The sequence below is a fragment of the Buttiauxella sp. genome, from assembly GCF_049686335.1.
GTDB lineage: Bacteria > Pseudomonadota > Gammaproteobacteria > Enterobacterales > Enterobacteriaceae > Buttiauxella.
The window spans coordinates 13,468-36,907 of record NZ_JBAVHX010000026.1 but is presented as its reverse complement, the minus strand read 5'-3'; the positions used below and the strand labels follow the sequence as shown (position 1 = coordinate 36,907).

The 23,440-nt window shown below is 51.1% G+C and carries 24 protein-coding genes and 1 riboswitch; of the genes, 2 read left to right on the top strand and 22 right to left on the bottom strand.

Annotation, left to right across the window (positions count from 1 at the left end):
- Positions 1 to 112 precede the first annotated feature (112 nt).
- The 12 genes from WBL83_RS17015 to WBL83_RS16960 are packed head-to-tail and all read right to left on the bottom strand — an operon-like array spanning position 113 to position 10,236.
- Complete coding sequence (locus tag WBL83_RS17015; protein WP_424590261.1) at positions 113 to 820, bottom strand: cobalt-factor II C(20)-methyltransferase; 708 nt, start codon at positions 818 to 820, stop codon at positions 113 to 115.
- Positions 817 to 1,614, bottom strand: a complete 798-nt coding sequence (gene cbiK, locus WBL83_RS17010; RefSeq protein ID WP_424590260.1) for a sirohydrochlorin cobaltochelatase — start codon at positions 1,612 to 1,614, stop codon at positions 817 to 819. Before cbiK ends, WBL83_RS17015 begins: the two co-directional genes overlap by 4 nt.
- The gene (locus WBL83_RS17005) at positions 1,611 to 2,402 is read right to left on the bottom strand and encodes a cobalt-precorrin-6A reductase (RefSeq protein ID WP_424590296.1); all 792 of its coding nucleotides are present in this window, start codon (positions 2,400 to 2,402) and stop codon (positions 1,611 to 1,613) included. Before WBL83_RS17005 ends, cbiK begins: the two co-directional genes overlap by 4 nt.
- Before the next feature lie 38 nt (positions 2,403 to 2,440).
- Positions 2,441 to 3,166 (bottom strand): precorrin-3B C(17)-methyltransferase, encoded by a 726-nt coding sequence (locus WBL83_RS17000; protein ID WP_424590259.1) that lies wholly within the window; start codon positions 3,164 to 3,166, stop codon positions 2,441 to 2,443.
- Positions 3,160 to 4,221 (bottom strand): cobalt-precorrin 5A hydrolase, encoded by a 1,062-nt coding sequence (gene cbiG, locus WBL83_RS16995; protein ID WP_424590258.1) that lies wholly within the window; start codon positions 4,219 to 4,221, stop codon positions 3,160 to 3,162. Before cbiG ends, WBL83_RS17000 begins: the two co-directional genes overlap by 7 nt.
- Positions 4,202 to 4,975 (bottom strand): cobalt-precorrin-4 methyltransferase, encoded by a 774-nt coding sequence (locus WBL83_RS16990; RefSeq protein ID WP_424590257.1) that lies wholly within the window; start codon positions 4,973 to 4,975, stop codon positions 4,202 to 4,204. Before WBL83_RS16990 ends, cbiG begins: the two co-directional genes overlap by 20 nt.
- A complete protein-coding gene (locus WBL83_RS16985) occupies positions 4,959 to 5,537 on the bottom strand; it encodes a decarboxylating cobalt-precorrin-6B (C(15))-methyltransferase (RefSeq protein WP_424590256.1) in 579 nt (192 codons plus the stop codon). The genes WBL83_RS16990 and WBL83_RS16985 overlap by 17 nt, the downstream gene beginning before the upstream one ends.
- Positions 5,527 to 6,129: a cobalt-precorrin-7 (C(5))-methyltransferase gene (locus WBL83_RS16980; RefSeq protein ID WP_424590255.1), complete on the bottom strand. Its 603-nt coding sequence runs from the start codon at positions 6,127 to 6,129 to the stop codon at positions 5,527 to 5,529. The genes WBL83_RS16985 and WBL83_RS16980 overlap by 11 nt, the downstream gene beginning before the upstream one ends.
- Complete coding sequence (cbiD, locus tag WBL83_RS16975) at positions 6,123 to 7,259, bottom strand: cobalt-precorrin-5B (C(1))-methyltransferase CbiD (protein ID WP_424590254.1); 1,137 nt, start codon at positions 7,257 to 7,259, stop codon at positions 6,123 to 6,125. The genes WBL83_RS16980 and cbiD overlap by 7 nt, the downstream gene beginning before the upstream one ends.
- Positions 7,256 to 7,888, bottom strand: coding sequence for a cobalt-precorrin-8 methylmutase (locus WBL83_RS16970; protein WP_424590253.1), 633 nt, complete (start codon positions 7,886 to 7,888; stop codon positions 7,256 to 7,258). The genes cbiD and WBL83_RS16970 overlap by 4 nt, the downstream gene beginning before the upstream one ends.
- A 9-nt stretch (positions 7,889 to 7,897) precedes the next feature.
- Positions 7,898 to 8,857 carry an adenosylcobinamide-phosphate synthase CbiB gene (cbiB, locus tag WBL83_RS16965; protein WP_424590252.1) on the bottom strand — a complete coding sequence of 320 codons (960 nt, stop codon included), beginning with the start codon at positions 8,855 to 8,857 and terminating at the stop codon, positions 7,898 to 7,900.
- Complete coding sequence (locus WBL83_RS16960; protein ID WP_424590251.1) at positions 8,854 to 10,236, bottom strand: cobyrinate a,c-diamide synthase; 1,383 nt, start codon at positions 10,234 to 10,236, stop codon at positions 8,854 to 8,856. The genes cbiB and WBL83_RS16960 overlap by 4 nt, the downstream gene beginning before the upstream one ends.
- Before the next feature lie 100 nt (positions 10,237 to 10,336).
- Positions 10,337 to 10,529: riboswitch (cobalamin riboswitch) on the bottom strand.
- Between the two features lie 192 nt (positions 10,530 to 10,721).
- On the opposite strand from WBL83_RS16960, the gene WBL83_RS16955 reads away from it, so the two are divergent.
- On the top strand, positions 10,722 to 11,582 hold the full coding sequence (locus WBL83_RS16955; RefSeq protein ID WP_424590250.1) for a GHMP kinase: 861 nt from the start codon (positions 10,722 to 10,724) through the stop codon (positions 11,580 to 11,582).
- A 152-nt stretch (positions 11,583 to 11,734) separates the two neighbouring features.
- Here WBL83_RS16955 and WBL83_RS16950 read toward each other — a convergent pair whose 3' ends face one another.
- The 4 genes from WBL83_RS16950 to dacD all read right to left on the bottom strand — a co-directional run bounded on the left by WBL83_RS16950 (position 11,735) and on the right by dacD (position 15,276).
- Positions 11,735 to 12,055 carry a DUF496 family protein gene (locus WBL83_RS16950; protein WP_424590249.1) on the bottom strand — a complete coding sequence of 107 codons (321 nt, stop codon included), beginning with the start codon at positions 12,053 to 12,055 and terminating at the stop codon, positions 11,735 to 11,737.
- A gap of 240 nt (positions 12,056 to 12,295) precedes the next feature.
- Positions 12,296 to 13,354 (bottom strand): FUSC family protein, encoded by a 1,059-nt coding sequence (locus tag WBL83_RS16945; RefSeq protein WP_424590248.1) that lies wholly within the window; start codon positions 13,352 to 13,354, stop codon positions 12,296 to 12,298.
- 90 nt (positions 13,355 to 13,444) lie between these two features.
- Positions 13,445 to 13,915, bottom strand: a complete 471-nt coding sequence (gene sbmC / locus WBL83_RS16940; protein ID WP_424590247.1) for a DNA gyrase inhibitor SbmC — start codon at positions 13,913 to 13,915, stop codon at positions 13,445 to 13,447.
- A 194-nt stretch (positions 13,916 to 14,109) separates the two neighbouring features.
- Positions 14,110 to 15,276: a serine-type D-Ala-D-Ala carboxypeptidase DacD gene (gene dacD / locus WBL83_RS16935; protein ID WP_424590246.1), complete on the bottom strand. Its 1,167-nt coding sequence runs from the start codon at positions 15,274 to 15,276 to the stop codon at positions 14,110 to 14,112.
- Positions 15,277 to 15,552: 276 nt separating this feature from the next.
- Here dacD and sbcB point away from each other — a divergent pair, with 276 nt between their 5' ends.
- Positions 15,553 to 16,980 (top strand): exodeoxyribonuclease I, encoded by a 1,428-nt coding sequence (gene sbcB / locus WBL83_RS16930; RefSeq protein ID WP_424590245.1) that lies wholly within the window; start codon positions 15,553 to 15,555, stop codon positions 16,978 to 16,980.
- A gap of 107 nt (positions 16,981 to 17,087) precedes the next feature.
- On the opposite strand, the gene WBL83_RS16925 is transcribed toward sbcB, so the two are convergent.
- From WBL83_RS16925 to WBL83_RS16900, 6 genes are all read right to left on the bottom strand, one after another.
- Positions 17,088 to 18,452, bottom strand: a complete 1,365-nt coding sequence (locus WBL83_RS16925; RefSeq protein WP_424590244.1) for an APC family permease — start codon at positions 18,450 to 18,452, stop codon at positions 17,088 to 17,090.
- Positions 18,442 to 18,504, bottom strand: coding sequence for a membrane protein YoeI (gene yoeI / locus WBL83_RS16920; protein ID WP_120063352.1), 63 nt, complete (start codon positions 18,502 to 18,504; stop codon positions 18,442 to 18,444). The genes WBL83_RS16925 and yoeI overlap by 11 nt, the downstream gene beginning before the upstream one ends.
- Before the next feature lie 154 nt (positions 18,505 to 18,658).
- On the bottom strand, positions 18,659 to 19,957 hold the full coding sequence (gabT, locus tag WBL83_RS16915; RefSeq protein ID WP_424590243.1) for a 4-aminobutyrate--2-oxoglutarate transaminase: 1,299 nt from the start codon (positions 19,955 to 19,957) through the stop codon (positions 18,659 to 18,661).
- 210 nt (positions 19,958 to 20,167) lie between these two features.
- Positions 20,168 to 21,931: a hypothetical protein gene (locus WBL83_RS16910; protein ID WP_424590242.1), complete on the bottom strand. Its 1,764-nt coding sequence runs from the start codon at positions 21,929 to 21,931 to the stop codon at positions 20,168 to 20,170.
- A gap of 10 nt (positions 21,932 to 21,941) precedes the next feature.
- Positions 21,942 to 22,796, bottom strand: a complete 855-nt coding sequence (locus tag WBL83_RS16905) for a hypothetical protein (protein WP_424590241.1) — start codon at positions 22,794 to 22,796, stop codon at positions 21,942 to 21,944.
- Complete coding sequence (locus tag WBL83_RS16900) at positions 22,789 to 23,430, bottom strand: class I SAM-dependent methyltransferase (RefSeq protein WP_424590240.1); 642 nt, start codon at positions 23,428 to 23,430, stop codon at positions 22,789 to 22,791. Before WBL83_RS16900 ends, WBL83_RS16905 begins: the two co-directional genes overlap by 8 nt.
- Positions 23,431 to 23,440: the final 10 nt, after the last annotated feature.

Here is a 23,440-nt window from a genome sequence, read left to right as displayed (position 1 = left end):
TTATCCGACCTACGCGATTAATGTCGGATGACGCTTCGCTTATCCGACCTACAAATGCTACGCGGTTCGGTTTTGTAGGGTGGATAAGCGTTAGCGTCATCCACCAGAATGTTCATCTACGCCACTGCTTATTAACCAGAATGGTTGAAAAATACGGCAGCTTCTGGTCATCCGGCACCTCGTCCAGATTGCGGAAACATTGCTCGCCCGGGAGGGTTGCTTCACTCATTAATACGGCGTGGTCGATAAGCCCAAGGTGTTGCAACAGCGCCTTGATTTGCGCGAAACGTCCGTACACCTTCATCAGCACCACACTGTCATGCGCGCGTAAAGCTTGGCTAAGTGCCTGATGTGACGCAGTACATGACATCACTGCCAGCGACTGTTGCTCCATTGCCAGCGGCAACTGCGCGCGGGATGCAATAGCGGCAAAAGAGGTGACGCCTGGGACGATTTCCAGCCATTCCGGATTGCCGATGCGCGCCAGCAAAAACACCCAGGTGCTGAATAACATCGAGTCACCCAGCGTGATAAAGCCCACTTGTTTACCCTGCCCGACTTCATGAATCAGCGCGGCGGCGGTTTCATCCCACACCAGCGCCTTTTCGTCGTTATCCGCGCTCATCGGGAAGTGACAAGTGCGCACTTCGGTCGTTTCGCTAAGGTATTCACGCACAATGGAAAGCGCCAGGCTGTCGCCACCTTTGCGACCAGCCGGGGCGAACAACACATCCAGCTTGCCGATAATGCGAGCCGCGCGGACGGTTATCAGGTCACTGGCACCAGGACCGGTGCCAAGGGCATATAAACGGCCACTCATGCTGCGACCTCGTTTGCTGATTTCTCCAGCGCACGCTGCAAATGGTTAACGAACATCGCGCGGATTTGCGGGTTTTCTCCCAGACCTTGCAACCAGGGTTGGGCTTCGATTCCCGCTTCCTGCAACTGCGTTTTCCAGGAATCTTCTTCGTCAGACGCCATGTCGTTAATCGCGTGGTCCCCTGCCACCAGCATCAAGGGCATCAGGTGAACTTTACGAACCTGGTCTTGTTGCAAACCACGCACGATAAGGTCGATTTCCGGATAGCTTTCTACCGCGCCAACTCGTGCCGGAATACGGCGAGCTGCCATTAAATGATCCAGACAGGCATAAGCGGAAAACGCGTGATGGCTGGCACCGTGGCCCATAAACACGACGCGTTCGTCGGCTTCCAGCGGTGGCATCTGGCTTTGCAACGCGCTCAGTAATAGCTCGTAGTCGTTGAAATCACTCAACAATGCGTTACCCAGAGCCAGGCGCTGGAACAGGTGGCTATGGGCTTGCACTTCACGGGAGATTTTTTCGTACTCATCGCCATTAATCACGTGCAGCGACTGGACGGCAACGTCCTGATAACCCAACCCGGCCAGGCGGCGTAACGCCTGCGCGGGGGAGTCGATATCCAGATTATCGCGCTGTTTCAGTTTGCGAATAATCATGCCGGAAGTGAACGCGCGGAACAGGTCGCGGTCAGCGAAAGTGCTGGCGAGTTGTTCTTCACACGCGACAATGTTTTTGGCACAGGTGTCGTGGTAGCTGGTGCCAAAACTGATAACCAATAGGGCTTTTTTCATGCTTTCCTCTCTTGCAGCCAGCGTGCAACACGGCGGCTCACATCTTCACGGCTAACTAATAATTCAGGGCCACTTACCCGTGGCTGTGGGCGCGTCACCACAATGCAGGGGATCCCTCGCATTAACGCCGGAGACACCTTATCCAGATAACCCCCTTCCGCGCCGGACTCTTTAGTGATAACCACATCAGGCGAGCAAAAGGCATAGATCGCTGCGTTAAACTCAGCGCTAAACGGGCCACGTAACGCGATGATATTGTCGACGCCCAACCCCAACGCTTCGCACTCGGCGATCGCTTCGCGGGTCGGCAACACGCGTGCCAGTAGCGTTTTACCCGGCAATCCTTGTTGATACGCCGCAAGCTCCTTGCTGCCGGTAGTCAGCAGCACGCGCGGGCCAAATTGTTGCGCCACCGCGCAGGCGGCTTGCAGGTTTGCTACCTTGTGCAGCAACGGATGTTCCAGGTCATTGAGTTCGCTGCGGCGCTGGTAACGGCTTAATGTCACGCCCACGCTTTGGCAGGCGTTGCCAATATTGGCACTGAGCAGTTCCGCGTACGGATGCGAGGCGTCAATCACCCAGCGCACCCCGTGCCTGACCAGCCAGTCTGCGATTTCACTGGCATCAATGCGGCCAACACGAATCTGCCCCCCGATGTTTCCCGCAAGTGACTCCCCGACTGCGGTTGCCACCGACAGGGTGTACGCAATGCGATGTTCATCGAGGATCTGGCAAATAAACCGCGCATCGCTGGTGCCGCCGAATACCAGTACCGCCCCAGAGGACATCATGTCGGATGACGCTTCGTTTATCCGACCTGGGGTATTCACAGTTCATAACCTCGCGGAGTAATCATCAGGCCGTTACGAACGAAAGTGGTTTTGTTGCCAACAATCACCAGGCTGGTCATATCAACCGGCTCAAAGTCCATCTCACCAAACGTGGTGATCCATTTTTGCTCTTTCTTGCGACCCGCCGCTTTCACCACGCCAACCGGCGTTTGCGGGGCGGTGAACTCACTCATCAACTCAAATGCACGTGCCAGATGCCCTTCGCGGCCACGGCTGCGCGGGTTGTAGAAGCAGATAACAAAATCAGCCGAAGCGGCGGCAATAATGCGTTTTTCGATAACCGGCCACGGCGTCAGTAAGTCGCTGAGGCTAATATGGCAAAAGTCGTGCATCAATGGCGCGCCGAGCAGTGATGCGGCGGCAATGCTGGCGGTGATGCCGGCTACCAGGCGCACTTCAATATCCAGTTGCTGTGAGGTCACCAGCTCCAGCACCAGACCCGCCATACCGTAAATCCCGGCATCGCCACTGCTGATTAACGCCACGTTGTGCCCGGCCTGCGCCAGTTCGATGGCGGTCTGGCAGCGTTCAATCTCTTTGCACATCCCGGTTTTGATAACCTGTTTGTCGCCCGTTAGCGGTTTCACCAGGTGGGTGTAGGTTTTGTAACCGACAACAATTTCGGCTTCTTGCAGGGCAGCAATCGCTTCCTGAGTCATCATGGCTTCACTGCCGGGGCCAATCCCAATTACCGTTAACATCTGTCTGAAACTCCTAAAGTGATAGTGACGCCCTGTTCGCGCAGGGTGTCGCCAACCAGCTTGCCGTTGCTCATCAGCCACGCCGCGGGTTGTGACACGCTGCCTACGCCAACGGTCAGGCGCACAAATTCCGATGCCGGAAAGCGCTGCTCGTGCCCGGCAATTTGGTCAACGCTAAAAATGTGGAAGGGGATTTGGCAGCGTTGTGCCAGCTCCAGTAATGCAGGTTCATCTTGTTTGAGAGACACGCTGCCAATGGCGCACAACGCCAGCGAATCAAAGTGATTCGCAGCCAGTTGCTGATTGAGCAGTGTTGCCACGGTGTGCGGCGGAGTATCACGGCGACAACCGATCCCCGCCACCACACGTTTTGGCACCAGTTTATACAGCGGAATGGCTTGCGGCGGCAGCGCATCACGCAGCGTGACGCACACCAGGGCATCAAGTGATGGCAGCGCATCAAGGCTGTCGACCGCAATAAAACCCCGCGTGTCGAACTGTTCAGCGTCAGGTGCAAAATCACGGTCCCACCACAGACCCACGCGCTTTTGACTCACCAGCATTTGGTTGACGGTTTTCACGGTCTGGCGGAAATCGTGGGTGGTGGCGTCAAGCTTCGCCGCCAGCGTATCCAGCGCGGCCATCTGGTTAACATCGGTGGCGGTGGTGATCACCGCAGTTGCCCGCAGAATGGCGGCTAAACGGCGAGTCAGATCGTTCGCCCCACCCAGATGACCGGAAAGCAGGCTTATCACGTGTTCACCACGTTCATCCATCACCACCACTGCCGGATCGTGCAATTTGTCGTTTAACAGCGGTGCAATCACCCGCACCACAATGCCCGTAGCGGCGATAAACACCAGCGCGGAATACTCGCTAAACGCCTGTTCTACCGTTTTCGCAAAACTGTCACCGAATGGCACAAACCCCGGTTGCAGCAGCTTTTCACTGGTAAAACAGGTCAGCGGCAGTGCGTCACTCAAGCGTTGGGCTAACGCCACACCGCCGGGCGTCAGGCAGAACAGCGCTATCGACTCAGGCTTTGCGGTATTCATGGCTAAACCCTGCGTCGTAAAGTTTGGAGTAGTGATACTCCTCGCCAAGAAAGGCACCCACCATGATCAGTGCGGTTTTGCGGATGCCGGCCTCGCGCACTTTTTCAGCGATATCCGTCAACGTGCCACGCAGTTCCTGGCAGTCTGGCCAGGTCGCTTTATACACCACGGCAACGGGGGTATCGGCTGGGTATCCCCCTTCAATCAGGCGCTCAGTGACGCGATTGATGCGCTGGACCGAGAGGAAAATAGCCATCGACGTTTGATGCCTGGCGAATGATTCCAGCTGTTCGAGTGGCGGCATCGGTGTGCGCCCTTCAATCCGCGTGATGATCAGGCTTTGCGAGACTTCCGGTACGGTGTACTCGACGCCAAGTTGCGCGGCGGCTCCCAAAAATGCACTGACTCCCGGCACCGAAACGTAGCCAATGCCCCTTTCAGTCAGCATTTCGCCCTGCTCGCGAATCGAGCCGTAAAGCGAAAGATCGCCGGTTTGTAAGCGCACCACCAGCTTGCCTGCGTTCACCCCCTCTTCCATCAGCGCGATAATTTGTTCAAGGTTGAGCGCGGCGCTGTCATGGCATTGCGCCCCCGCCTGGCAGTAATCCAGCAGTTCCGGATTGATGAGTGAACCGGCGTAAATCACCACCTCCGCTTGTTGCAGCACGCGGTAACCTTTGAGGGTGATCAGTTCTTTGTCGCCAGGGCCGGCACCGACGAACCAGACTTTACGGGTATCAAATAGTGCAGTCATGGCTTCCCTCCTTGAGGCAAGAAATCAAAAATGTAGGATTGTTCGGTTTGAAATAGTGACCGCTGCCTAACGTAGTGAGTTGTGCGACCTGCAATTGCAGGCAGTCAAAATCACCTACGTTACACTGCTCGAGGTGAGTGAGTGCGCAGGTTAGGTTTTCCAGCAAAATAAACGTCATCACCAGACGCCCGCCTGGGTGCAAATGCGCCAGCGACCAGTCGATAAGCTCAGTTAGCTGCCCGCCGCTGCCGCCGATAAACACCGCGTCGGCCATCACGTCGAGCTTAATTGGGGCGTAGCCGTTGATAATCTCAACGTTCGGGCAGGCAAAAAGCTCACGGTTTTCCGCCATCAATTCCAGGGCGGCGGGGTTGCGTTCAATGGCTGTTACCCGCAAATGGGGAAAACGCAGTGCAGCCTCGAGAGACACGCTGCCGGTGCCCGCGCCGATGTCGATAAACCGTTGCGCGTTCTGCAACTGCAACCGCTCCAGCGCCTGAGTGCGCACCACTTCTTTGGTCATTGGCACGCGTGCGCCACGTAAGAAAAGTTCATCTTTCATTGAGGATCACCACCACATTCATTGCGTAGGTTTTCGCGACATCGCAGGCGGCCAGACGATGGATGCGTTCATCTGCTGACGTTAAATTCTCGCCAATAATGAGCGTGGGATTCAGGCCACGAGCCAGTAACGCCTGGGCGATGGCATACGGCCCGATGATGTTGTCCGTCACCATTGCCACTTTCTGGTGCGCGGCAATCGCCGCGAAATCCGGCTCGCGCCCGTGGCTGCTGGTTATCCATAAGTCGTTCATATCGACCGCAGCTTTAGCGCACAGATATTGAATCGAGCTGATCCCAGGGATAATGCGCAGCTGTTCCGGCGGGAAACAGGCCGCCAGACGTTTGCCGATGCCGTAAATCAACGGGTCGCCGGAGGCCAGCACCACCACACGTTGATGAAGATGCTCACTTAGCCAGAGGATTAAGCCGTCGAGGTCGGAATCGAGCAGACGAGTTTTGCCGCGACAGTGAGCAAACAGCGCCAGCTGGCGTGCGCCGCCGACTAATATGTCCGCTTCCTGGATAGCGTTGTGTCCCTGCAAAGTAAGGAATTGCGCGGCACCCGGGCCAATTCCGACGACGGTTAGCATCGCAAGGCTCCGGCAATGTCAGCGACCGGACGGTTGCTGCCTAAAATCTGGTTATCAAACGAGAAGAGAATGGCATCGCATTGCGGTGGTGACTGGGTAAAGCGCAGCATCTCTTCCACGCGTTCACAGATGCGGGTCGCCAGGCGTTCAAACACCCCTTGCCAGCCCTGTTCGCTGATGATTTCCAGGGCGGCTTCGGTGGTGTCGCACTGGCTGACGGCGTCGAGCAAAGCAAACGGCGCGCCCATTAATGCCAGATTTGCGACCAGCGTTTCCATGCGTCCGTCGGCAATGTGGCTGTGGGTGTGGAATATCCCGGCGGCCACTTTCACCAGTTTGCCGGGGTGACCAATCAGCACAATGTGGCGATACTCCAGACGGACGGCTTCCTGAATCATGTAGCCAACGAAATTGCTCATCGTCACCACACATTCGGGGTCCAACTGCAGTTGTTCACGCACAAAGCGCTCGCCATGATTACCCGGAACCAGAATCACTTTATCCAGCCCGGCGGCACGTTTCATTTCAAGCTCCAGCGCCAGTGAACGCTTCCAGCTCTCTTCCGACATTGGCATCACGATGCCGGTGGTGCCAATTATGGAAATGCCGCCCAGAATACCGAGGCGGTGGTTGTAGGTTTTTTTCGCCCGCTCGACGCCTTCCGGAGCGAAGATTTCAATCTCCGCGCCGCGTTGCGCACCGATGACTTCGCGAACGCCTGCTTCAATAGTCTGGCGTGGGGTGCGGTTAATCGCCGCCTCACCGATTGGCAAACCCATCCCTTTACGTGTGACCACACCAATCCCGGTGCCGCCACGCAGGGTGATAATTCCGCTGTCGTTAAGCTGCACGCGGGCGAAAATCAGCATGCCGTGGGTGGCATCCACGTCGTCACCGCCATCTTTGCGGATGGCTGCCGTCGCCTGTTGGCCTTCGATAACCGGCATTTCGACATTGAGATGCAGCGTGACGCCAGAAGGCGTGACGATAGAAACCTGGTCGATGACGTGCTGGCGCAAAACCATCAACGCCGCGACGCGTGCCGCAGCGGTGGCGCAGGATCCCGTGGTGTATCCTTTGCGGTAGGCCTTGCCTTTATGCCAGACGCAATCGGCTTGCTGCTCGCTCACTGAGCCTCCCGCAAGCGGTAAAGCAGCGCGTTGACAATTGCCGCCGCGACATTACTCCCGCCTTTGCGCCCCCGGGCTGCAATCGCCGGTAAGCCGCTTTCCACCAGCGCTTCTTTGGACTCTTCAGCCCCGACAAACCCGACCGGCACCCCGATAACCGCCGCGGGCTGCGCACCTTTCTCGAGCAGCCGGAATAGCGCGGTAGGTGCGTTACCAAAGACGAAGATCTTCTCGCCCTCTTCCTGCAAGGCGAGATCGACCGCTGCCATCGAACGGGTAATGCTCTGTTCTTTAGCGTGAGCAACCACGCGCGGGTCGCTGATAAAACAACGGCAACGACAGCCGAATTGCGCCAGCAGAGTTTTATTTATGCCGGATAACGCCATGGTGGTGTCGGTGTACAGGGTGCAGCCACGCTGCAAACTACGGCTAAGTTGTTCGATGACATCCGGCGAGAACCACAAAATATCCAGCCACTCAAAATCGGCGGTGGTATGGATGACGCGCTTGATCATCGCCTCCTGAATGGCATCGTGAAAACGATACTCCGGGCGCTGCTCCGCGATGATTTCACTGATAATTTCAAAACTATGTTGCTCAATAAGCTGCGGTTGTTGCAGGTAATTCATCGCGAGTCCTTAAGCTATGCCAAGTGTGAGTGCGCGCATTGCGGCAAACAGCAGCAAAGCCAGCAGGGAAGCCAACATCATGAGTTGAATGGTGCGAGTAATGTCGTCGATGGCAACGCCGCGCTGCTCATCGCCCATCCACGGTTTTTCTACCCGTTCGCCAAAATAGGTGTTCGGGCCGCCGAGTCTGATCCCCAGCGCTCCTGCGACCGTGGCTTCAGGCCAGGCGCAGTTGGGGCTGCTGTGCTGGTAGCGATCGCGCCAGCCGATGCGCAAGGCCTGACGTGGATTGGCACGTAAGCAACAGGCCGCGATGGTCAGCAACAGCCAGCTCAGGCGAGCCGGAACATAGTTGGCGAGATCGTCGAGACGGGCGCTGACATAGCCAATCGCGCGGTACTTTTCAGTTTTGTACCCCACCATCGAGTCCAGCGTGTTGACCGCTTTATAGGCCATCGCCAGCGGTGCACCGCCTAGCATCAGGAAAAACAGCGGTGCAATGACGCCATCGACGCTGTTTTCCGCCACGGTTTCTACCACCGCACGGGTGATTTGCGGGCGTTCCAGTTGCGAGGTATCGCGCCCCACTATCCATGACAATTTTTCCCGGCTTTCGCTTAAGCTTCCCTCTTTCAGGGCACGATAGACCTCGAGTGCGGCATCGCTCAGGCAACGGGCGGCAAGTACGGTATAAATCATCCACACTTCCACTAGCCAGCCGAGCCACGGATGCACCAGACTGGCGAGGTGTAACACTCCCCAACTCGCGCCCCAGGTGACGCCTACCACCACCAGCCAAAGCACGCCGCCACCGATTTTCAGTGCACGATCGCTTTTGCAAACCTGCCGTATCTGGCGCTGCATGAAGTTAATCAGATTACCGATCCAGCGCACCGGATGCGGCCAGTGCGGGGGATCGCCCAGCCAGTAATCCAGTAACCAGGCCACACCCCAGGCAAGCAATGTCATAGAGAGTTCCTCGCAGAAGATAACCACTGGTTGAGCAAACCAGGTCGTTGGGCAAAATGCACGTGCAGATAACTGGCAAAGGTAGCCTGATGTTGAACGCCCCCCTGCCAGCGTGAAAGGGCGACGCCATCACGCCATTTACAGCAGTCGAGTGCGGCAGGTAACGGGCCGTGAAAATCGGAGTAATGGAACTCGTGGCCGCGCAAGGTTTCGCCTTTTTTGGCCAGCAACGTGTCTTGTCGCGCGGTGGCTTCGCAGTAGCCAAAACGCGTCAGGCGTTTCCCCATCTGGCTATGACCTGGAAGCACGCCACACATGGCGTGAGTTTCCCCGTCGCCATCGGTAAGAGACTCCCCCAGATACATCAAGCCGCCGCATTCAGCGTACAGCGGGATGCGGCGCTGATGGGCGTCTTGCAGGGACTGGCGCATGGGAAGGTTCGCGGCGAGTCTGGATGCATGAACTTCGGGGTATCCGCCGCCAAGATAAATCATCTGGCAGTCAGGGATCTTTGTGTCATGCAAGGGGCTGAAGCGCTGAATAGTGACTCCGGCCTGCTCGAGCATGTCGAGATTATCCGGATAGTAAAAGTTGAAGGCTTCGTCTTCGGCAAGCGCCAGTGTCAGCCCTTCGCCTGAAGCCCCGTCGCCCATGCCAGAGGTGTCGCCATCTGGCAATCTGTTCAGGCGAGTTAACGCCAGCAGATGGTCGATATTGATCGTTTCTTCAATTTGCTTCGCCAGTGTCTGCCAGCGGTCATCATGCTGGACATTTTCTTGCGCGGGGACCAGTCCCAGATGGCGTGACGGCAAAGCCACATCGGCCATTACCGGCACGCGCCCTAATACGGGCAACCCGCAATAACGGGTAATGGCCCCGGCAAGCAGTTGATAATGGCTGTCGCTGTTGACGCGATTAAGGATAACGCCCGCGATGTTAAGCGTGGGGTCAAAACGCTGGAACCCCATCACCGTGGCGGCAATGGAGGTGGAAACGGCCTTGCCGTCCACCAGCAGGATCACCGGACAACCCAGTTGCTTTGCCATTGCCGCACTGCTGCAATAATTTGGGTCGGTTCCGTAGCCGTCATATAACCCCATCACGCCTTCGATGACCGCGACATCCGCCTGTTGCATCTGTCTGGCAAACAGACCGTTTAAGGTAGTTGTTGGGACCATGAAAGCATCAAGATTGCGCGAGGCAATGCCGGTGACGGCGCTGTGCCAGCCGCTGTCGAGATAATCGGGGCCGATTTTGAAAGGTTGAACGCGAAGGTGGCGTTGCATCAGGGCGCGCAGCAGCCCAAGCGTAACGGTGGTTTTCCCACAGCCGCTGCTGGTGCCTGCAATGACGAATGCGTGTTTTGCTGCCGCTGCCATAGTTGCCTTATTACATTTCGGCAAAGCGCGGATGTCAGCACGTGCGCGCAGCCGAAGGCCGCACGCATCTGATGACAACTGACTTCCCACCGAAGGAGTTGTTTAAATTAAATGATTCGTCGGTCTTCTGGCTTAGCGTCACTCTCGCCCGCCCTTCCCAATCGTGAGATCAGTGGTTTCGCGGGTTCGTCGGCATCACAGCAGCGGGGGCTGCGGGGGATTTTCACCCCCTTCCCAGCCACGGATTTATTTGGGTAAATCGCGTGGCATAAACGAGTCAGTTGTCGATACAATCTTGCGCCGGATACATTTACCGGCCTGGTGCATGATGACTAACAAATCACGCACATGAATACATAAAAGCGGACACAGTGTAAAAGCTAATAGATGTTGAGTGTTGCGCTATAACAATTTTTAATGATTTTTTAAGGCTTGTGGCGAAGAAAACAAAATGAGATCCAGGATGAAAGAGAGTTGCCACCGTTATGGCTGAAGCACGTTGCCCGGCATCCTGCGGCGAATTTATTCAGGGTTGGATTGGCGGTAGTGAAAAGCTGGTTTCATGCCCTATCGACTGGTTTAGCACCGTTGAAGTCCGTGAAGGCGTGCCGTCTGGCGAAGAGCGCCCACGCATGCGCCAGATGCTGGAACAGGTTGTGGCCCATTTTGGCTACTCCGTTACGGTCGCCAATAGCCTGAGTATTGCGCTGGACTCCACCATCCCTGTAGGCAAAGGGCTTGCCAGCAGTACCGCCGATATTGCCGCCACCGCCGTGGCGACCGCCCGGCATTTGGGGGAAACGCTCAGCGAATCCATCCTTGCAGCTTTATGTGTAAACATTGAACCGACCGACAGCACGATTTTTGTTTTGCCGACGCTGTTCTCCCATCTGAATGCGCGAACGCAGTTTAGCTGCCAGGCTGCGCCAGCAGTGGATATCCTGTTACTCGAAAGTGATACCACGATTTTGACTGAGGACTATCGTCGTCATCAGCGCGAGTCTGCGTTATTCAGCCATGCCGCAGCGCTTGATGAGGCGTGGCATCGATTGCAACAAAGTTGCAGGATGCAAGATCCTCGCTTACTGGGAGAAGCCGCCACGCAAAGCGCAGTCGCCAGCCAAACGTTACTGGCAAAACCGTTGTTTTCACAGCTGTTAGCGCTGGTCGAAGAGTTTGATTTGTACGGCCTGAACGTGGCGCATAGCGGCAGCGTAGTGGGATTAATGCTCGACGTTCGCAAACATGATGCTGAGAAATTACTCTGGCAGATTAATCGCCTGGACGGTGATTCACACTACCCGCGCCAGCATTTGGTAAAGATGGTCGCAGGCGGCGTGCGTTGAGTTGAAGCGAAAAAAAACCGCCGAAATGGCGGTTTATACTAAAAATTCTGTAGGGTGGAGAAGCGATAGCGTCATCCACCATTTTCATCCGTAGTGACAGCCAGTTGGCGTCGGTTGGCGCTACGCTTAACCGACCTACGAAGAAACTATAACTACTCAGGCTTAATTTCGCCCATCACTTTCAGTTTTTTGGAAATTTCACGACGTTCTTTAGACAGCTCAGCGTTTTTGATGATGTAGTCATCAACACGGTCTTCATAGTCAGTTTTCATGCTGGCGATGATGCCCTGAATAGCTTCGATGCTCATCCCTGGCTTGATGTAGTCGCTCAGGTTATCAAGCAGCAGAACGCGTTTTGAGTTATCACGGATTTTTTTCTGAACGTCCTGGATTTCACGCTGCAGTTTGTTTTTACGACGGAACAGACGCACGAACTCAAGCACGTCCTGGAAAGATGGTTTAATTGGTTCCATTTTTATACCCCTGCTAATTTCATACTCGGATTCGTTAAGACAGCCGCCATAAGATTACTTTAATGGTAGCGGCGGCCGCTGACAATTCTTTTGCCCCATCATACTTTGGGGCGCTCCGTTCTACTTCAAGCTGCGTGATACGAGGCGACAACCCGAACAGTACAGGCGATTGGTCTATTTCGCTATCTTAACCTCAAAAGCTGCTGAATCGAAACCAGCAATTCACATCAGATTAAGCAATTATTTGCGTAACGCGCGACAGATCAACTGTGACAGCAATTCTAGTTGACGAGCTAGCTCCAGACTCAACCAAACGTAACCATGAATTGGCGTTTCCTGAAAGTTCCCATTTTGGCCATTCTGCATCAGCTCGCGCAGTTCGCTGACGATTTCAGTCAGCTTTTCATTGTTTGCCGAAATAGGTGACGGATTGCCATCGTGCAAAGCAAGAGCGATTGCGGCAAGCGTCCCTTGCGTCATTTGTTGCGTTTCACGCAACGTGTGCGCATTGATCATCAGGAAGTGACTTTCGCGGGAAGCCCAGTAAGCATTGACCTGCAATTCCAGTGTGCACACCATATTGCGGCTGACGGTTTGGATGGCCTCGAATATCGATTTTTGAATGTGGGTTTCTTTACTGCTCGGGCCAATAAGCGCGCGCATTCTCACCACATCGCCCAGCACTTTCTGCAAGTGTTTTTCCAGACGCGGACGCTCTAATAAGTTAGGTGAAAAACCGGCGTTGTAAACCCGACCAAAGGCGGTGACGAAGTTCGCCATTTGTATACGCCAGTGGATAAAGGCGCGTTGCGGATAAACACTGGTAAAAAGCATCGCCAACAGTGAACCAAAGATAACATCCCCGCTACGCCAGAGAGCGATCTCCATGTCACCCGCGGGAGCACCCACCACCACGGCAAGGGTGATGCCAATCAGCAAAGCCTGATACGGACGTTTCCCTAATGCCAGATAGCCGCAGATAAACATGGCGATGGCGCACCACACCAACATCAGTGGTAGGGAAAACAGTTCAAGTTTCAGCGCCACAAGGCCCATGACTGCACCGCAAATCGTCCCCCCGATACGCTCAAAGGCGCGTGGCACGACGTTGCCCCAAAACGAGATCGGCCCCATCACTACCACGAGTGTGATAAGCGGCCATGTCCCTTCTGGCACTTTCAGAAGATGGACAATCAGGAATGTGAGAACAAATGCCAGCGCGATGCGGATACCATGCACTGTGCGGTAATTGCGATAAATACGGATCTCAAATGGGCTTAGTGATTTGTCAGGACGCACACTCAGCTCCCCAGAAAATAAAAAACGGGATTGTACCTGTTTTTTTTGTACGGGCATCACAAAGTTAGGGGGCATACGCCCCCTTTAGCTTCAGACTTGATCTGCCACCGGAATATACATGTCTATTTCCCATACTCCACTTTCTGATCCGTCGTTCAGATAGTGTTCGAAGCACGGTTTTCCGGTTATCACGTAGCTATTGCTATCGAGGACGCTGTCGAAAAAGAGATTCCATGGTTTGGCAAAATCGCCGTCGTCAACGCGGGCACGGGCCACCGCGTACTGCCCGCCTTCGATGCTGGTGACGATGACGCCTTCGCTGTTATCCGGCACGGTAAAGTCTTCCGACACCGAGACTACGGTATCGCAGCGTAATTTTTCTGCGGGCACTAAATCGGGATTGTCGTAGTAAACCGCCAGCCACTGTTCGCCGACTATCTTGTGGGTTTTCACCCACAAGGCAAGTTGTTCAAAGCCCTGGTGAACCGTTTGCTCCCACGGCCCAACCATATGAAAACCAGCGACTCTACGCTCATGAACTTGTTGTACGTTAAATTCCATATCACCTCCTGACCTGATTAAAAAACACTGTATGTTTATACACCACTCTAGTGCAGGCAAACAATCCTTTGTCAGGGTGATGTGGTTGCTTTGCGAGCAGGATCGCTTTTTGCAAAACGTCGTTGTAGAGCATAGTACAGCCAATAAAAACGGGCCGACATTACTGCCGACCCGTTGTGTACCCGCTGGATGAATTACAGTTTGTGGCTGATATAGTCACCCAATCGTGACCACGCACTGCCTTTTTTGACATCAGACAACGTCACTAACGGCCAGTGTGCAATCAGCTTGTCGCGATCAAAGAGCTCGATTTCGCCCACATGCTGATTGGCGGCAATGGGCGCTTCAATATCTTGTTTATCGAGAACATATTTGGCTTTAATGTTCGGCACTTCAGACTTTGGCAGAGCCAAAAATACATCCTGAGTGGTTCCCACTTCGACCTGCTTTTTATCGCCATACCAGATGGCCTCCGTGCCAATTTTTTTGCCTTTATGCAGAACCTGGACGGTGTCGAAGTTATCCTGGCCCCAGTGCAGCAATTTACGCGCCTGGTCTTCGCGCCCTTTCGGACTTTCCGCACCCATCACCACGGCAATCAAACGGCGCTCGCCGACCACGCTTGAAGCAATAAGGTTAAAGCCTGCACTCGCGGTATGGCCCGTTTTCAAACCATCCACATTCAGCCCTTTGTCCCATAACAAGCCATTGCGGTTTTGCTGTGTGATGCCATTCCAGGTGAGGCTGCGCTCGCTGTACATATGGTAAAAATCTGGCTCGCCGTGAATGATGGCGCGAGAAAGGATCGCAAGATCATAGGCTGAACTGTGCTGACCTGGCGCATCCAGGCCATGAACTGTTTCAAAATGGGTATCGCGCAGGTGCAGTTGCTGTACGTATTTATTCATCATCGCCACAAATTGTGGCTGCCCACCGGCTACGTAATCGGCCAGTGCGACACACGCATCGTTACCGGAATCAATAATCAGTCCGCGGCTCAGGTCGTGCACTGTCAGCCGGTCCCCCGCTTTCAGGAACATGAGCGACGAACCGTCAAAGACCGGATTGCCTTTTGCCCAGGCATCTTTACCGACGGTCACGATGTCGTTCGCCGAGATTCGGCCGCTATCAATCGCGCGGTCGACCACGTAGCCGGTCATCAGTTTGGTCAGACTCGCAGGGTTGCGTCGAACATGCTCATTTTCTGCAGCCAGAATTTGCCCGGTGGTGTAATCCATCAATACCCATGAGCCAGCCTGAATTTGTGGAGGAGGAGGTGCGTTAACAAAGGTGTCGTCGGCAAATGCGGAGTGAGCAGAAAATGACAGCAGGGAAATGACAGCAAACAGACGGATCTTCAACGATATACCCTCGGTAACAATAAATTCAGCCGCCTCTTTTACTGCAGTTTGTCACTTTTTTCGCAATTAAATTGCAAAAAGATATGAATGAGACCGCTCACATACAGTTGAGGAATATACTATTCGGCCATAGAGCAGACTTCTTACAGGCCGGTTAATGGTTTACCATTGGCGGTTGCAGCACCCGATGGCAATGATTGATACATGGAGAGGGTTTTAGTGGTATTTCAGTTTAATAACAGTACGTTAAACAACACTCAAGGGCGGAAGTAAATCGTGGATAATACAACGCAACAACCGACCTTCCTTTTTCATGATTATGAGACTTTTGGTAAAAGCCCGTCACTTGACCGCCCGGCGCAATTCGCGGCCATCCGTACTGACTCCGAATTTAATATTATTGGTGAACCGGAAGTCTTTTACTGCAAACCGGCGGATGACTATTTGCCTCAGCCAGAAGCAGTGATGATTACCGGTATTACTCCGCAACAAGCGCTGGCGCGTGGGGTGAACGAAGCGGATTTTGCGAAGCGCATCCATTCTATTTTCACCCAGCCGAAAACCTGCGTCGTCGGCTACAACAATGTGCGTTTCGATGATGAAGTGACGCGCAATATTTTCTATCGTAACTTTTATGATCCGTATGGCTGGAGCTGGCAAAACGATAACTCGCGCTGGGATTTGCTCGATGTGATGCGCGCCTGTTATGCCCTGCGCCCGGAAGGTATTGTCTGGCCAGAGAACGATGAAGGGCTGCCGAGTTTTCGCCTCGAACATTTGACCAAAGCCAACGGGATTGAACATGCGAATGCGCATGATGCAATGTCGGATGTGTATGCCACCATCGCGATGGCGCAACTGGTCAAAACTCGCCAGCCGCGCCTGTTTGATTATCTCTACAGCCATCGCTCGAAGCACAAACTCACGACGCTGATTGATATTCCGCAGATGAAGCCGCTGGTTCATGTTTCGGGAATGTTTGGCGCGTGGCGCGGTAACACCAGCTGGATTGCCCCGCTTGCCTGGCGTCCGGACAACCGCAATGCGGTGATTATGGTCGACCTGGCGGGTGATATTTCTCCGCTGCTTGAGCTGGATGCAGATGCGTTGCGCGAGCGGTTATACACGCCGAAAGCCGCACTGGGTGATACTGCGGCCGTACCAATCAAGCTGGTACATCTGAATAAATGCCCGGTTCTGGCGGTGGCTAACACGCTCAGGCCAGAAGATGCGGAACGGTTGGGTATCGATCGCAAACGTTGCCTGGACAACCTGAAATTGCTGCGTGAGCACCCTTCAGTACGCGAAAAAGCCGTGGCTATTTTTGCTGAAGCAGAACCTTTTGTGCCGTCCGATAATGTTGATGCGCAACTGTATAACGGCTTTTTCAGCGATGCCGACCGCGCAGCCATGCGCATTGTGTTGGAAACCGATCCGCAGAATCTGCCCGCGCTGGATATCACTTTTGCCGATAAGCGTATTGAGAAATTGCTGTTTAATTATCGGGCACGTAACTTCCCCGGCACGCTGGATGAAGCCGAGCAGCAACGCTGGTTACAGCATCGTCGTGAGGTGTTGTCTCAGGAGGCGTTGCAAGCCTACGCGCAAGAACTTGAGGCGCTATATAACCTGCATGAAGATGATAAAGAGAAGACCGCGTTGCTTAAGGCATTGTTTGAGTACGCGCAGTTTTTGGTGGGTTAGTTTTTTAAGCACGTTGTCGGATGACCCTGCGCTTATCCGACTTACAAATGATACAAAACGGTATAAAACAAAAAGGCCGCTTTCGCGGCCTTTTTCATACTCAGCGATTACGCCAGGTCTTCGTTGAATTGTGGGACCGGGTTACGGAAGCGACGAGTCACGAAGGCCAGATAGGTCAGGCCGATAGCCGCCCAAATCAGACCCAGAATCATCGAGCTTTCTTCCAGGTTAATCCACAGCGCACCCACTGTCAGCGCGCCACAAGTTGGCAGCACCAGATAGTTGATGTGATCTTTGATGGACTTGTTACGGCCTTCGCGGATCCAGAACTGGGAAATCACCGACAGGTTCACGAAGGTGAACGCCACCAGCGCACCAAAGTTAATCAGGGCTGTTGCGGTGACCAGGTCAAACTTCACGGCGAACAGCGCAATGATACCTACCAGAACCACGTTCAATGCAGGGGTACGCCATTTCGGATGAATGTAGCCGAAGAAACGCTCCGGGAACACACCATCACGACCCATTACATACATCAGGCGAGAAACGCCCGCATGTGCCGCCATACCAGAAGCCAGAACGGTAACACAGGAGAAAATCAGGATACCGAACTGGAAGGCTTTGCCTGCCACGAACAGCATGATTTCTGGCTGTGAAGCGTCCGGATCATGGAAGCGAGAGATATCCGGGAAGTACAGTTGCAGGAAGTAAGACACCACAACGAAGATCACGCCGCCAATCAGGGCAGTCAGGAAAATCGCTTTCGGGATGACACGGCCTGCATCTTTGGTTTCTTCGGACAGCGAGCTGATGCCGTCAAATCCGAGGAAAGAGAAGCAGAGTATGGTGGCACCCGTGATCATCGGCACGACGTTTGCGTGCTCAGACCAGAATGGACGCGTACTGGCTAACGTGCCGGCACCTTCGCCATTAGCAACGCCGTAAATCACCAGACCGGTAATCACCACCATCACCACCATCTGCAACACAACAATCAGGCTGTTGAAGTTTGCCACGGTTTTAATGCCGCGCAGGTTGGAGATAGTCATGAAGCCCACCAGAAGCACCACGAAAATCCACGACGGGATAGATGGCACTAAGGCTTCAAAGTAGATTTTTGCCAGCAGGATGTTGATCATCGGCATAAACAGATAATCAAGCAGTGCTGACCAACCCACCATAAAACCAACCACCGGGTGGATAGCTTTTTGAGCGTAGGTATAAGCGGAACCCGCAGACGGGAAGCGGCGTACTAGCTTTCCATAACTTAACGCGGTGAACAAAATTGCCACTAGGGCAAACGCGTAAGCCGTCGCGACATGTCCGTCGGTAAGGCCAGATACAATCCCAAATGTATCGAACAAGGTCATAGGCTGCATATAAGCAAGGCCCATCATAACTACCGGTATGAGCGTAAGGCTCTTACGGAGTTCAACACGAGATTTTGCACCTGCGGTGACGTTAAGCGACATGGTCATTCCCCCAAACGGCGAATACATGCGCAAAAGCAAAAAGCTGCCCCATCTGAATTTCCTCGGCGACACGACTGTCGTTTTTTAAAAGCTAGTATCTATCCGGTACGAAGCCCGGCCTCTTGGTTTTTTTGGCGGATGCCTGTTTGACTGCTTGAACTTAATGCAAAAAAATAACCGACGCGTTTAACGTCGGTTTTTTGTTCTCATTTAGTGAGGCGCGTATTTTGCACTAATTCGAGGCAAGAAGACAAGATGTTGAGGCCCTCATTAACAATTTCTTTTTCAGCTGTTAATGGGACAAGAAAACGAATCACATTCGCACGCACGCCACAGGACAATAAAACCAGCCCCTGCTTGCCTGCTTCTTTGACAAGTGCCTGAGTTAATTCTTTATTCGGACGATGGCTGTCACCCTCTTCGACCAGTTCCATCGCAATCATTGCGCCGTGCCCACGCACATCGCCGATACAGTCAAATTGCTCAGCCATCTCCTGAAGACGACGGGTGATCTGCTCACCGATTTCCTGGGCACGTTGGTTGAGATTTTCCTTCTCTATGATGTCAGTGACGGCCAGAGCCGCCGCGATCGCCACCGGCGACCCTGCATAAGTGCCGCCCAGCCCACCCGGCATCGCTTTATCAAACAGCGATTTTTTGCCGACAAGCGCAGACAACGGGAAGCCACCTGCCAGGCTTTTCGCCATGGTGACCAGGTCAGGCTCTACACCGCTGTGTTCTATGGCAAAGGTTTTACCAGTGCGGCAGAAACCACTTTGAATCTCATCGGCAATTAACACGATCCCGTGCTTATCGCAGATCGCACGCAGCTGTTTCATAAAGGAAGTTGAAGCGGCATAAAAGCCCCCTTCTCCCTGCACCGGTTCAATAATGATGGCGGCGACTTCGTCAGGCGACACATCAGCGGCAAAGATACCCGCCAGTGACGCCAGCGCCTGAGTATCACTCACGCCAAGATAAGCCGCAGGATATGGCGCGTGATAGATGCCCGCCGGGAATGGGCCATAGCCTTTTTTATACGGCTGAACTTTACCGGTTAACGCCATGCCCAGTAGCGTGCGTCCATGGAACGCGCCACGAAACGCAATAATGGCCGATCGCCCGGTTGCAATACGCGCCACTTTAATGGCATTTTCCACGGCTTCAGCGCCCGTTGTCAGGAACAAGGTCTGGCAAGGTTCGCTTATCGGCACCAAATTATTCAGCCGTTCAGCAAGCTCAATATAGTTACCGTATGGCGTGACCTGGAAACAAGGATGGGTAAATTGTTCGAGCTGTTGCCGCACTGCGTCAATGACTGCGGGATGGTTATGCCCGGTATTGAGCACCGCAATACCAGAAGCGAAATCAATATAGCGTTTGCCTTCAACGTCCCAAATTTCCGCATTTTTCGCTTTTTCAATATAGACCGGCAACGCATTGCCGACTCCATGCGGAACCGCTTGCTCACGCCGTGACTGCCATTGCTGATTGGTTTGCTTCATACAGACTCCTTGCGCACAAAAAGTATGATCTAAAGTTTAGGTCGTCAAAGGGAATAAAGTATATGGGTTGCTATTCAGAATTGAATGTTCACAAAACAATGGTGAATCAAGTTTTAAATATTAGACTAAAAGGATGCTTTATCAACTATCTGATAGTTTAAATTATCTAAAAAAAAACGGGCTAAAAACAATAACCCGTCGACATGTTATTTAAAAATACAAGCGAAATGCAAATGCGCCACCAACATCTTTACCATCTACATAAGCATTACCTTTAGGATACAAGCTTACTGCACCCGGCCCAAACCTCGTAAATAAAAAAACAGGAGGCTCATATTCCTTTTTCGCGGCCCACCAAGTAATAGTGTTAATATTAGTACACTCATCACACCTTAAACTTAAAATATATTTTCCATTTCGTATCAATGGTGTATGGTGAAAATCAAACCATGCGTATGCATTATCTCTGAGTGAATCTAGTCTGACTGTACTACGATAAATTACTTGTCCCGTTTGGTTAGATAAATCAAGTGCCAAAACCCCATGATTACGCCGTGCAAAGGTAGCCAGCATTAATTCAACGCCTCTAATAGAATTAGATTCAGCAATAATCACCTGTTCAAACTTCCGACCTTTAGTAAGATCGCCATAGTTAATGTTATACTGTGGCTGTTCTACAACCGTCAGCGCTTTCAGTGTGTGGAAATCAGAAAGCCTTATTAAGGCAGGATAAAGTGATGCAACCAATCCTGACATAATAATTACAAAAACAATTAATCTCGATACTTTAGAATTTATAGCAGTTATAACTTTTGCAATTACTAGTGAATATACAGGCAAAAACCCAAAGAAATACCTAGCCTGCATCGCACCCATATAACCAGTATCCACATGCAATTGTCTTATCGTATATAAATAGATAATAATAAAAAACACATACGCAACTACAAAAGAAAATAAGATTTTATAATGAATATCATTACATGACATTCTTTTTATTATAACAAAACAAGTCATTCCTGAGATTATTACCAGGATTAGTTTCAAGATTACAACTCTAATTTCTATATCAGCAATTGGAGCGTGCCCGTAAGGTACGGTAAGTGTAACAAAATTAGCTTGAAAGAATTTTACAACAAACTCTGAAAGATCAAATATTTTTGCACCTGGATTATCAATAGCAAACCATATTGCAGGGTTGCTTTGCGGTGCGGGATAAAATTTTCCATAAGCACCATATATATATGTAAAGTAGATAATAACAATTGCAAGTGATGAAAGTATAATCATCCATTGTATTAAAGTTACTTTTTTCACTATTTTAACTATTGTTAAAAAATTGAAAAATGCAACAGATGTTAACAAACACACTATAGCTAGTGATCCTGTAGCTTTACTTAGTGAAGCAATAACGCCACCGAAGCAAATTGAAATAATACTAGACGTCAAAATTTTATTTTCTTTATGGTCATCCATCAATTTAAGCAATCCATAGACAACCAGTGTACAACCAAAAACATTTATTTGATCGTTACTAACAGCGCTTCCAGACACAACAAACATTGGAATGGTAATTAAAAAAGCTCCACCAATAAATGTTGCCATGACAGATTGGGTGGTTGAAAAGAGCATTTTACAAGTTAATATAATTATAAAAATAGAAATTAGTATATTTAAATAACGCCCCACATCAGCATACATGTATTGAAAATGAAAGAAGCTTACTAACTTTCCAACAATGAGGTAATATAATGCTGGATGATTGAGATAATTTAACTTAAAACTTGAGAAGATTATTCCACTTGCATAGTCTGGAAAACCTTTATTCATGACATCAATTATGTATGCCATGTGAGCAAATTCATCAGGGAAGACCCCAGGGCTATACGATATAGTATAGCCTATAGCCATCACAAGAAAAAACAAAGAAAGAAAGATTGTGATAAGCACAATACCAAACTTTTGTTTATGCATAACTTGCGTCTTATCTTAATGAGAGAGAAAATAAGTAGAAAAAGCAATCACCAATAATGGTGACAACTCGACTTAGAACAACAGCCAAGATAATATCCATCTCAGCAAAAAATGGCTTTAACAATAATAGAAGTATAAATTCTCTGATACCTACCCCAGCTGGAGAGCCTGGTGTAACAAGTCCCGCAAGCCATGAGATGACATACGCCCCAATGAGCGGCAATATCAATGTAGGAGTTACAGTCCAATTATCTACTACTGAATACAATACACAGAAGAAAATCCCTCCTGATATAAACAAGAACAAAAAATACTTAGTCACAACGTTAATTAAACTTCGCCTTCCATGCAATTCAAGTCCTAAAGCAACCACCATTGTAGCAACTACAAATAGAGTGAAGCCATAAAAAAAATTGAACCACGGATATAATAGAGGTAGCATCCAAAAAATAAAAGTGGTACCAGTTACAATTAAAAGTAGTAATTCCAGAACAGTACTTTTGGCAACCGCTTTTCCAGAAAACCCATATGACATTGTAAGTAGCTGCCTACCTGCAAATTGAAAAATGTTACCAGGTACATATTTCGCCAGTTGAGTTAAACCATAAATTCTTGTCGCAACTCGATGACTTATGGACTGGTGCAACCCTAACATTAACATTCTCCATGCAGAAGCAAGAATAGTATTAGCTGTTCCATAAACACTAGCCAACACTAAAATTAATAACAATAAATTCAATGTAAAAGTGTCATCTGGTACCTGCTTCCAATACTCGGCAATTCTATGTAAAACAAATATCACGCTCAATAGCGCAATAATACTCCCTATATAATTAAGTATTTTCCGTAGAATACTTTTATTCATAAGGTACACATAGCAACATAGTCCATGGGAAAGGTGATGAAACCGCAATTACCTTGAAGTAACTCTGAGTGAATTTTATAAAGGATTTTTTTGACCAATGTTGTATATGCCCCGGAGTATTACCACATTTATTTATATACTTTCCTCGAGCCATATTAAGAGCGCACCATATCGGTTCACGAGGAACACTGATGATAAGATATTTATCGACCAGACTCTGCAATATCTTCATCGCTTTATCAGGCTCTTCTAGATGCTCCATAACTTCACAGCATACAATTAAGTCTGCACTATCAATTCCTGCCTTGAGATCATAGACACTCTTCACATTAAACACTTCAGGCATAAGATTAGCTGCTGTTGCATTCTCTCTTGCCATGGAAATAACATCACGTGAAAAATCGCTGCCCACAGCTTTAAGCCCTTGACTATTCCATTTATTTACCCAAAACCCTTCTCCACAACCAACTTCATGAATAGTTTTGGGATTTGCATGCGTCACAAAATGTTCAAGAGAGGAGTCAAAACCGTTCATCATCCATTTAACGATAGGATTTTTCGATCCGTATTTATCAAAAGCATTACCAAATACAATGCCATCTTCAGTTTTTCCACCGGAAACTTTGAAATTCATAGCTACCTCT

Bases quoted from the DNA above. Each gene is read 5' to 3' on its own strand.
- WBL83_RS17015 (WP_424590261.1), bottom strand. From the start codon at position 820: ATGAGTGGCCGTTTATATGCCCTTGGCACCGGTCCTGGTGCCAGTGAC.
- cbiK (WP_424590260.1), bottom strand. From the start codon at position 1,614: ATGAAAAAAGCCCTATTGGTTATCAGTTTTGGCACCAGCTACCACGAC.
- WBL83_RS17005 (WP_424590296.1), bottom strand. From the start codon at position 2,402: ATGTCCTCTGGGGCGGTACTGGTATTCGGCGGCACCAGCGATGCGCGG.
- WBL83_RS17000 (WP_424590259.1), bottom strand. From the start codon at position 3,166: ATGTTAACGGTAATTGGGATTGGCCCCGGCAGTGAAGCCATGATGACT.
- cbiG (WP_424590258.1), bottom strand. From the start codon at position 4,221: ATGAATACCGCAAAGCCTGAGTCGATAGCGCTGTTCTGCCTGACGCCC.
- WBL83_RS16990 (WP_424590257.1), bottom strand. From the start codon at position 4,975: ATGACTGCACTATTTGATACCCGTAAAGTCTGGTTCGTCGGTGCCGGC.
- WBL83_RS16985 (WP_424590256.1), bottom strand. From the start codon at position 5,537: ATGAAAGATGAACTTTTCTTACGTGGCGCACGCGTGCCAATGACCAAA.
- WBL83_RS16980 (WP_424590255.1), bottom strand. From the start codon at position 6,129: ATGCTAACCGTCGTCGGAATTGGCCCGGGTGCCGCGCAATTCCTTACT.
- WBL83_RS16970 (WP_424590253.1), bottom strand. From the start codon at position 7,888: ATGAATTACCTGCAACAACCGCAGCTTATTGAGCAACATAGTTTTGAA.
- cbiB (WP_424590252.1), bottom strand. From the start codon at position 8,857: ATGACATTGCTTGCCTGGGGTGTGGCCTGGTTACTGGATTACTGGCTG.
- WBL83_RS16960 (WP_424590251.1), bottom strand. From the start codon at position 10,236: ATGGCAGCGGCAGCAAAACACGCATTCGTCATTGCAGGCACCAGCAGC.
- WBL83_RS16955 (WP_424590250.1), top strand. From the start codon at position 10,722: ATGGCTGAAGCACGTTGCCCGGCATCCTGCGGCGAATTTATTCAGGGT.
- WBL83_RS16950 (WP_424590249.1), bottom strand. From the start codon at position 12,055: ATGGAACCAATTAAACCATCTTTCCAGGACGTGCTTGAGTTCGTGCGT.
- sbmC (WP_424590247.1), bottom strand. From the start codon at position 13,915: ATGGAATTTAACGTACAACAAGTTCATGAGCGTAGAGTCGCTGGTTTT.
- WBL83_RS16925 (WP_424590244.1), bottom strand. From the start codon at position 18,452: ATGTCGCTTAACGTCACCGCAGGTGCAAAATCTCGTGTTGAACTCCGT.
- gabT (WP_424590243.1), bottom strand. From the start codon at position 19,957: ATGAAGCAAACCAATCAGCAATGGCAGTCACGGCGTGAGCAAGCGGTT.
- WBL83_RS16910 (WP_424590242.1), bottom strand. From the start codon at position 21,931: ATGCATAAACAAAAGTTTGGTATTGTGCTTATCACAATCTTTCTTTCT.
- WBL83_RS16905 (WP_424590241.1), bottom strand. From the start codon at position 22,796: ATGAATAAAAGTATTCTACGGAAAATACTTAATTATATAGGGAGTATT.
- WBL83_RS16900 (WP_424590240.1), bottom strand. From the start codon at position 23,430: ATGAATTTCAAAGTTTCCGGTGGAAAAACTGAAGATGGCATTGTATTT.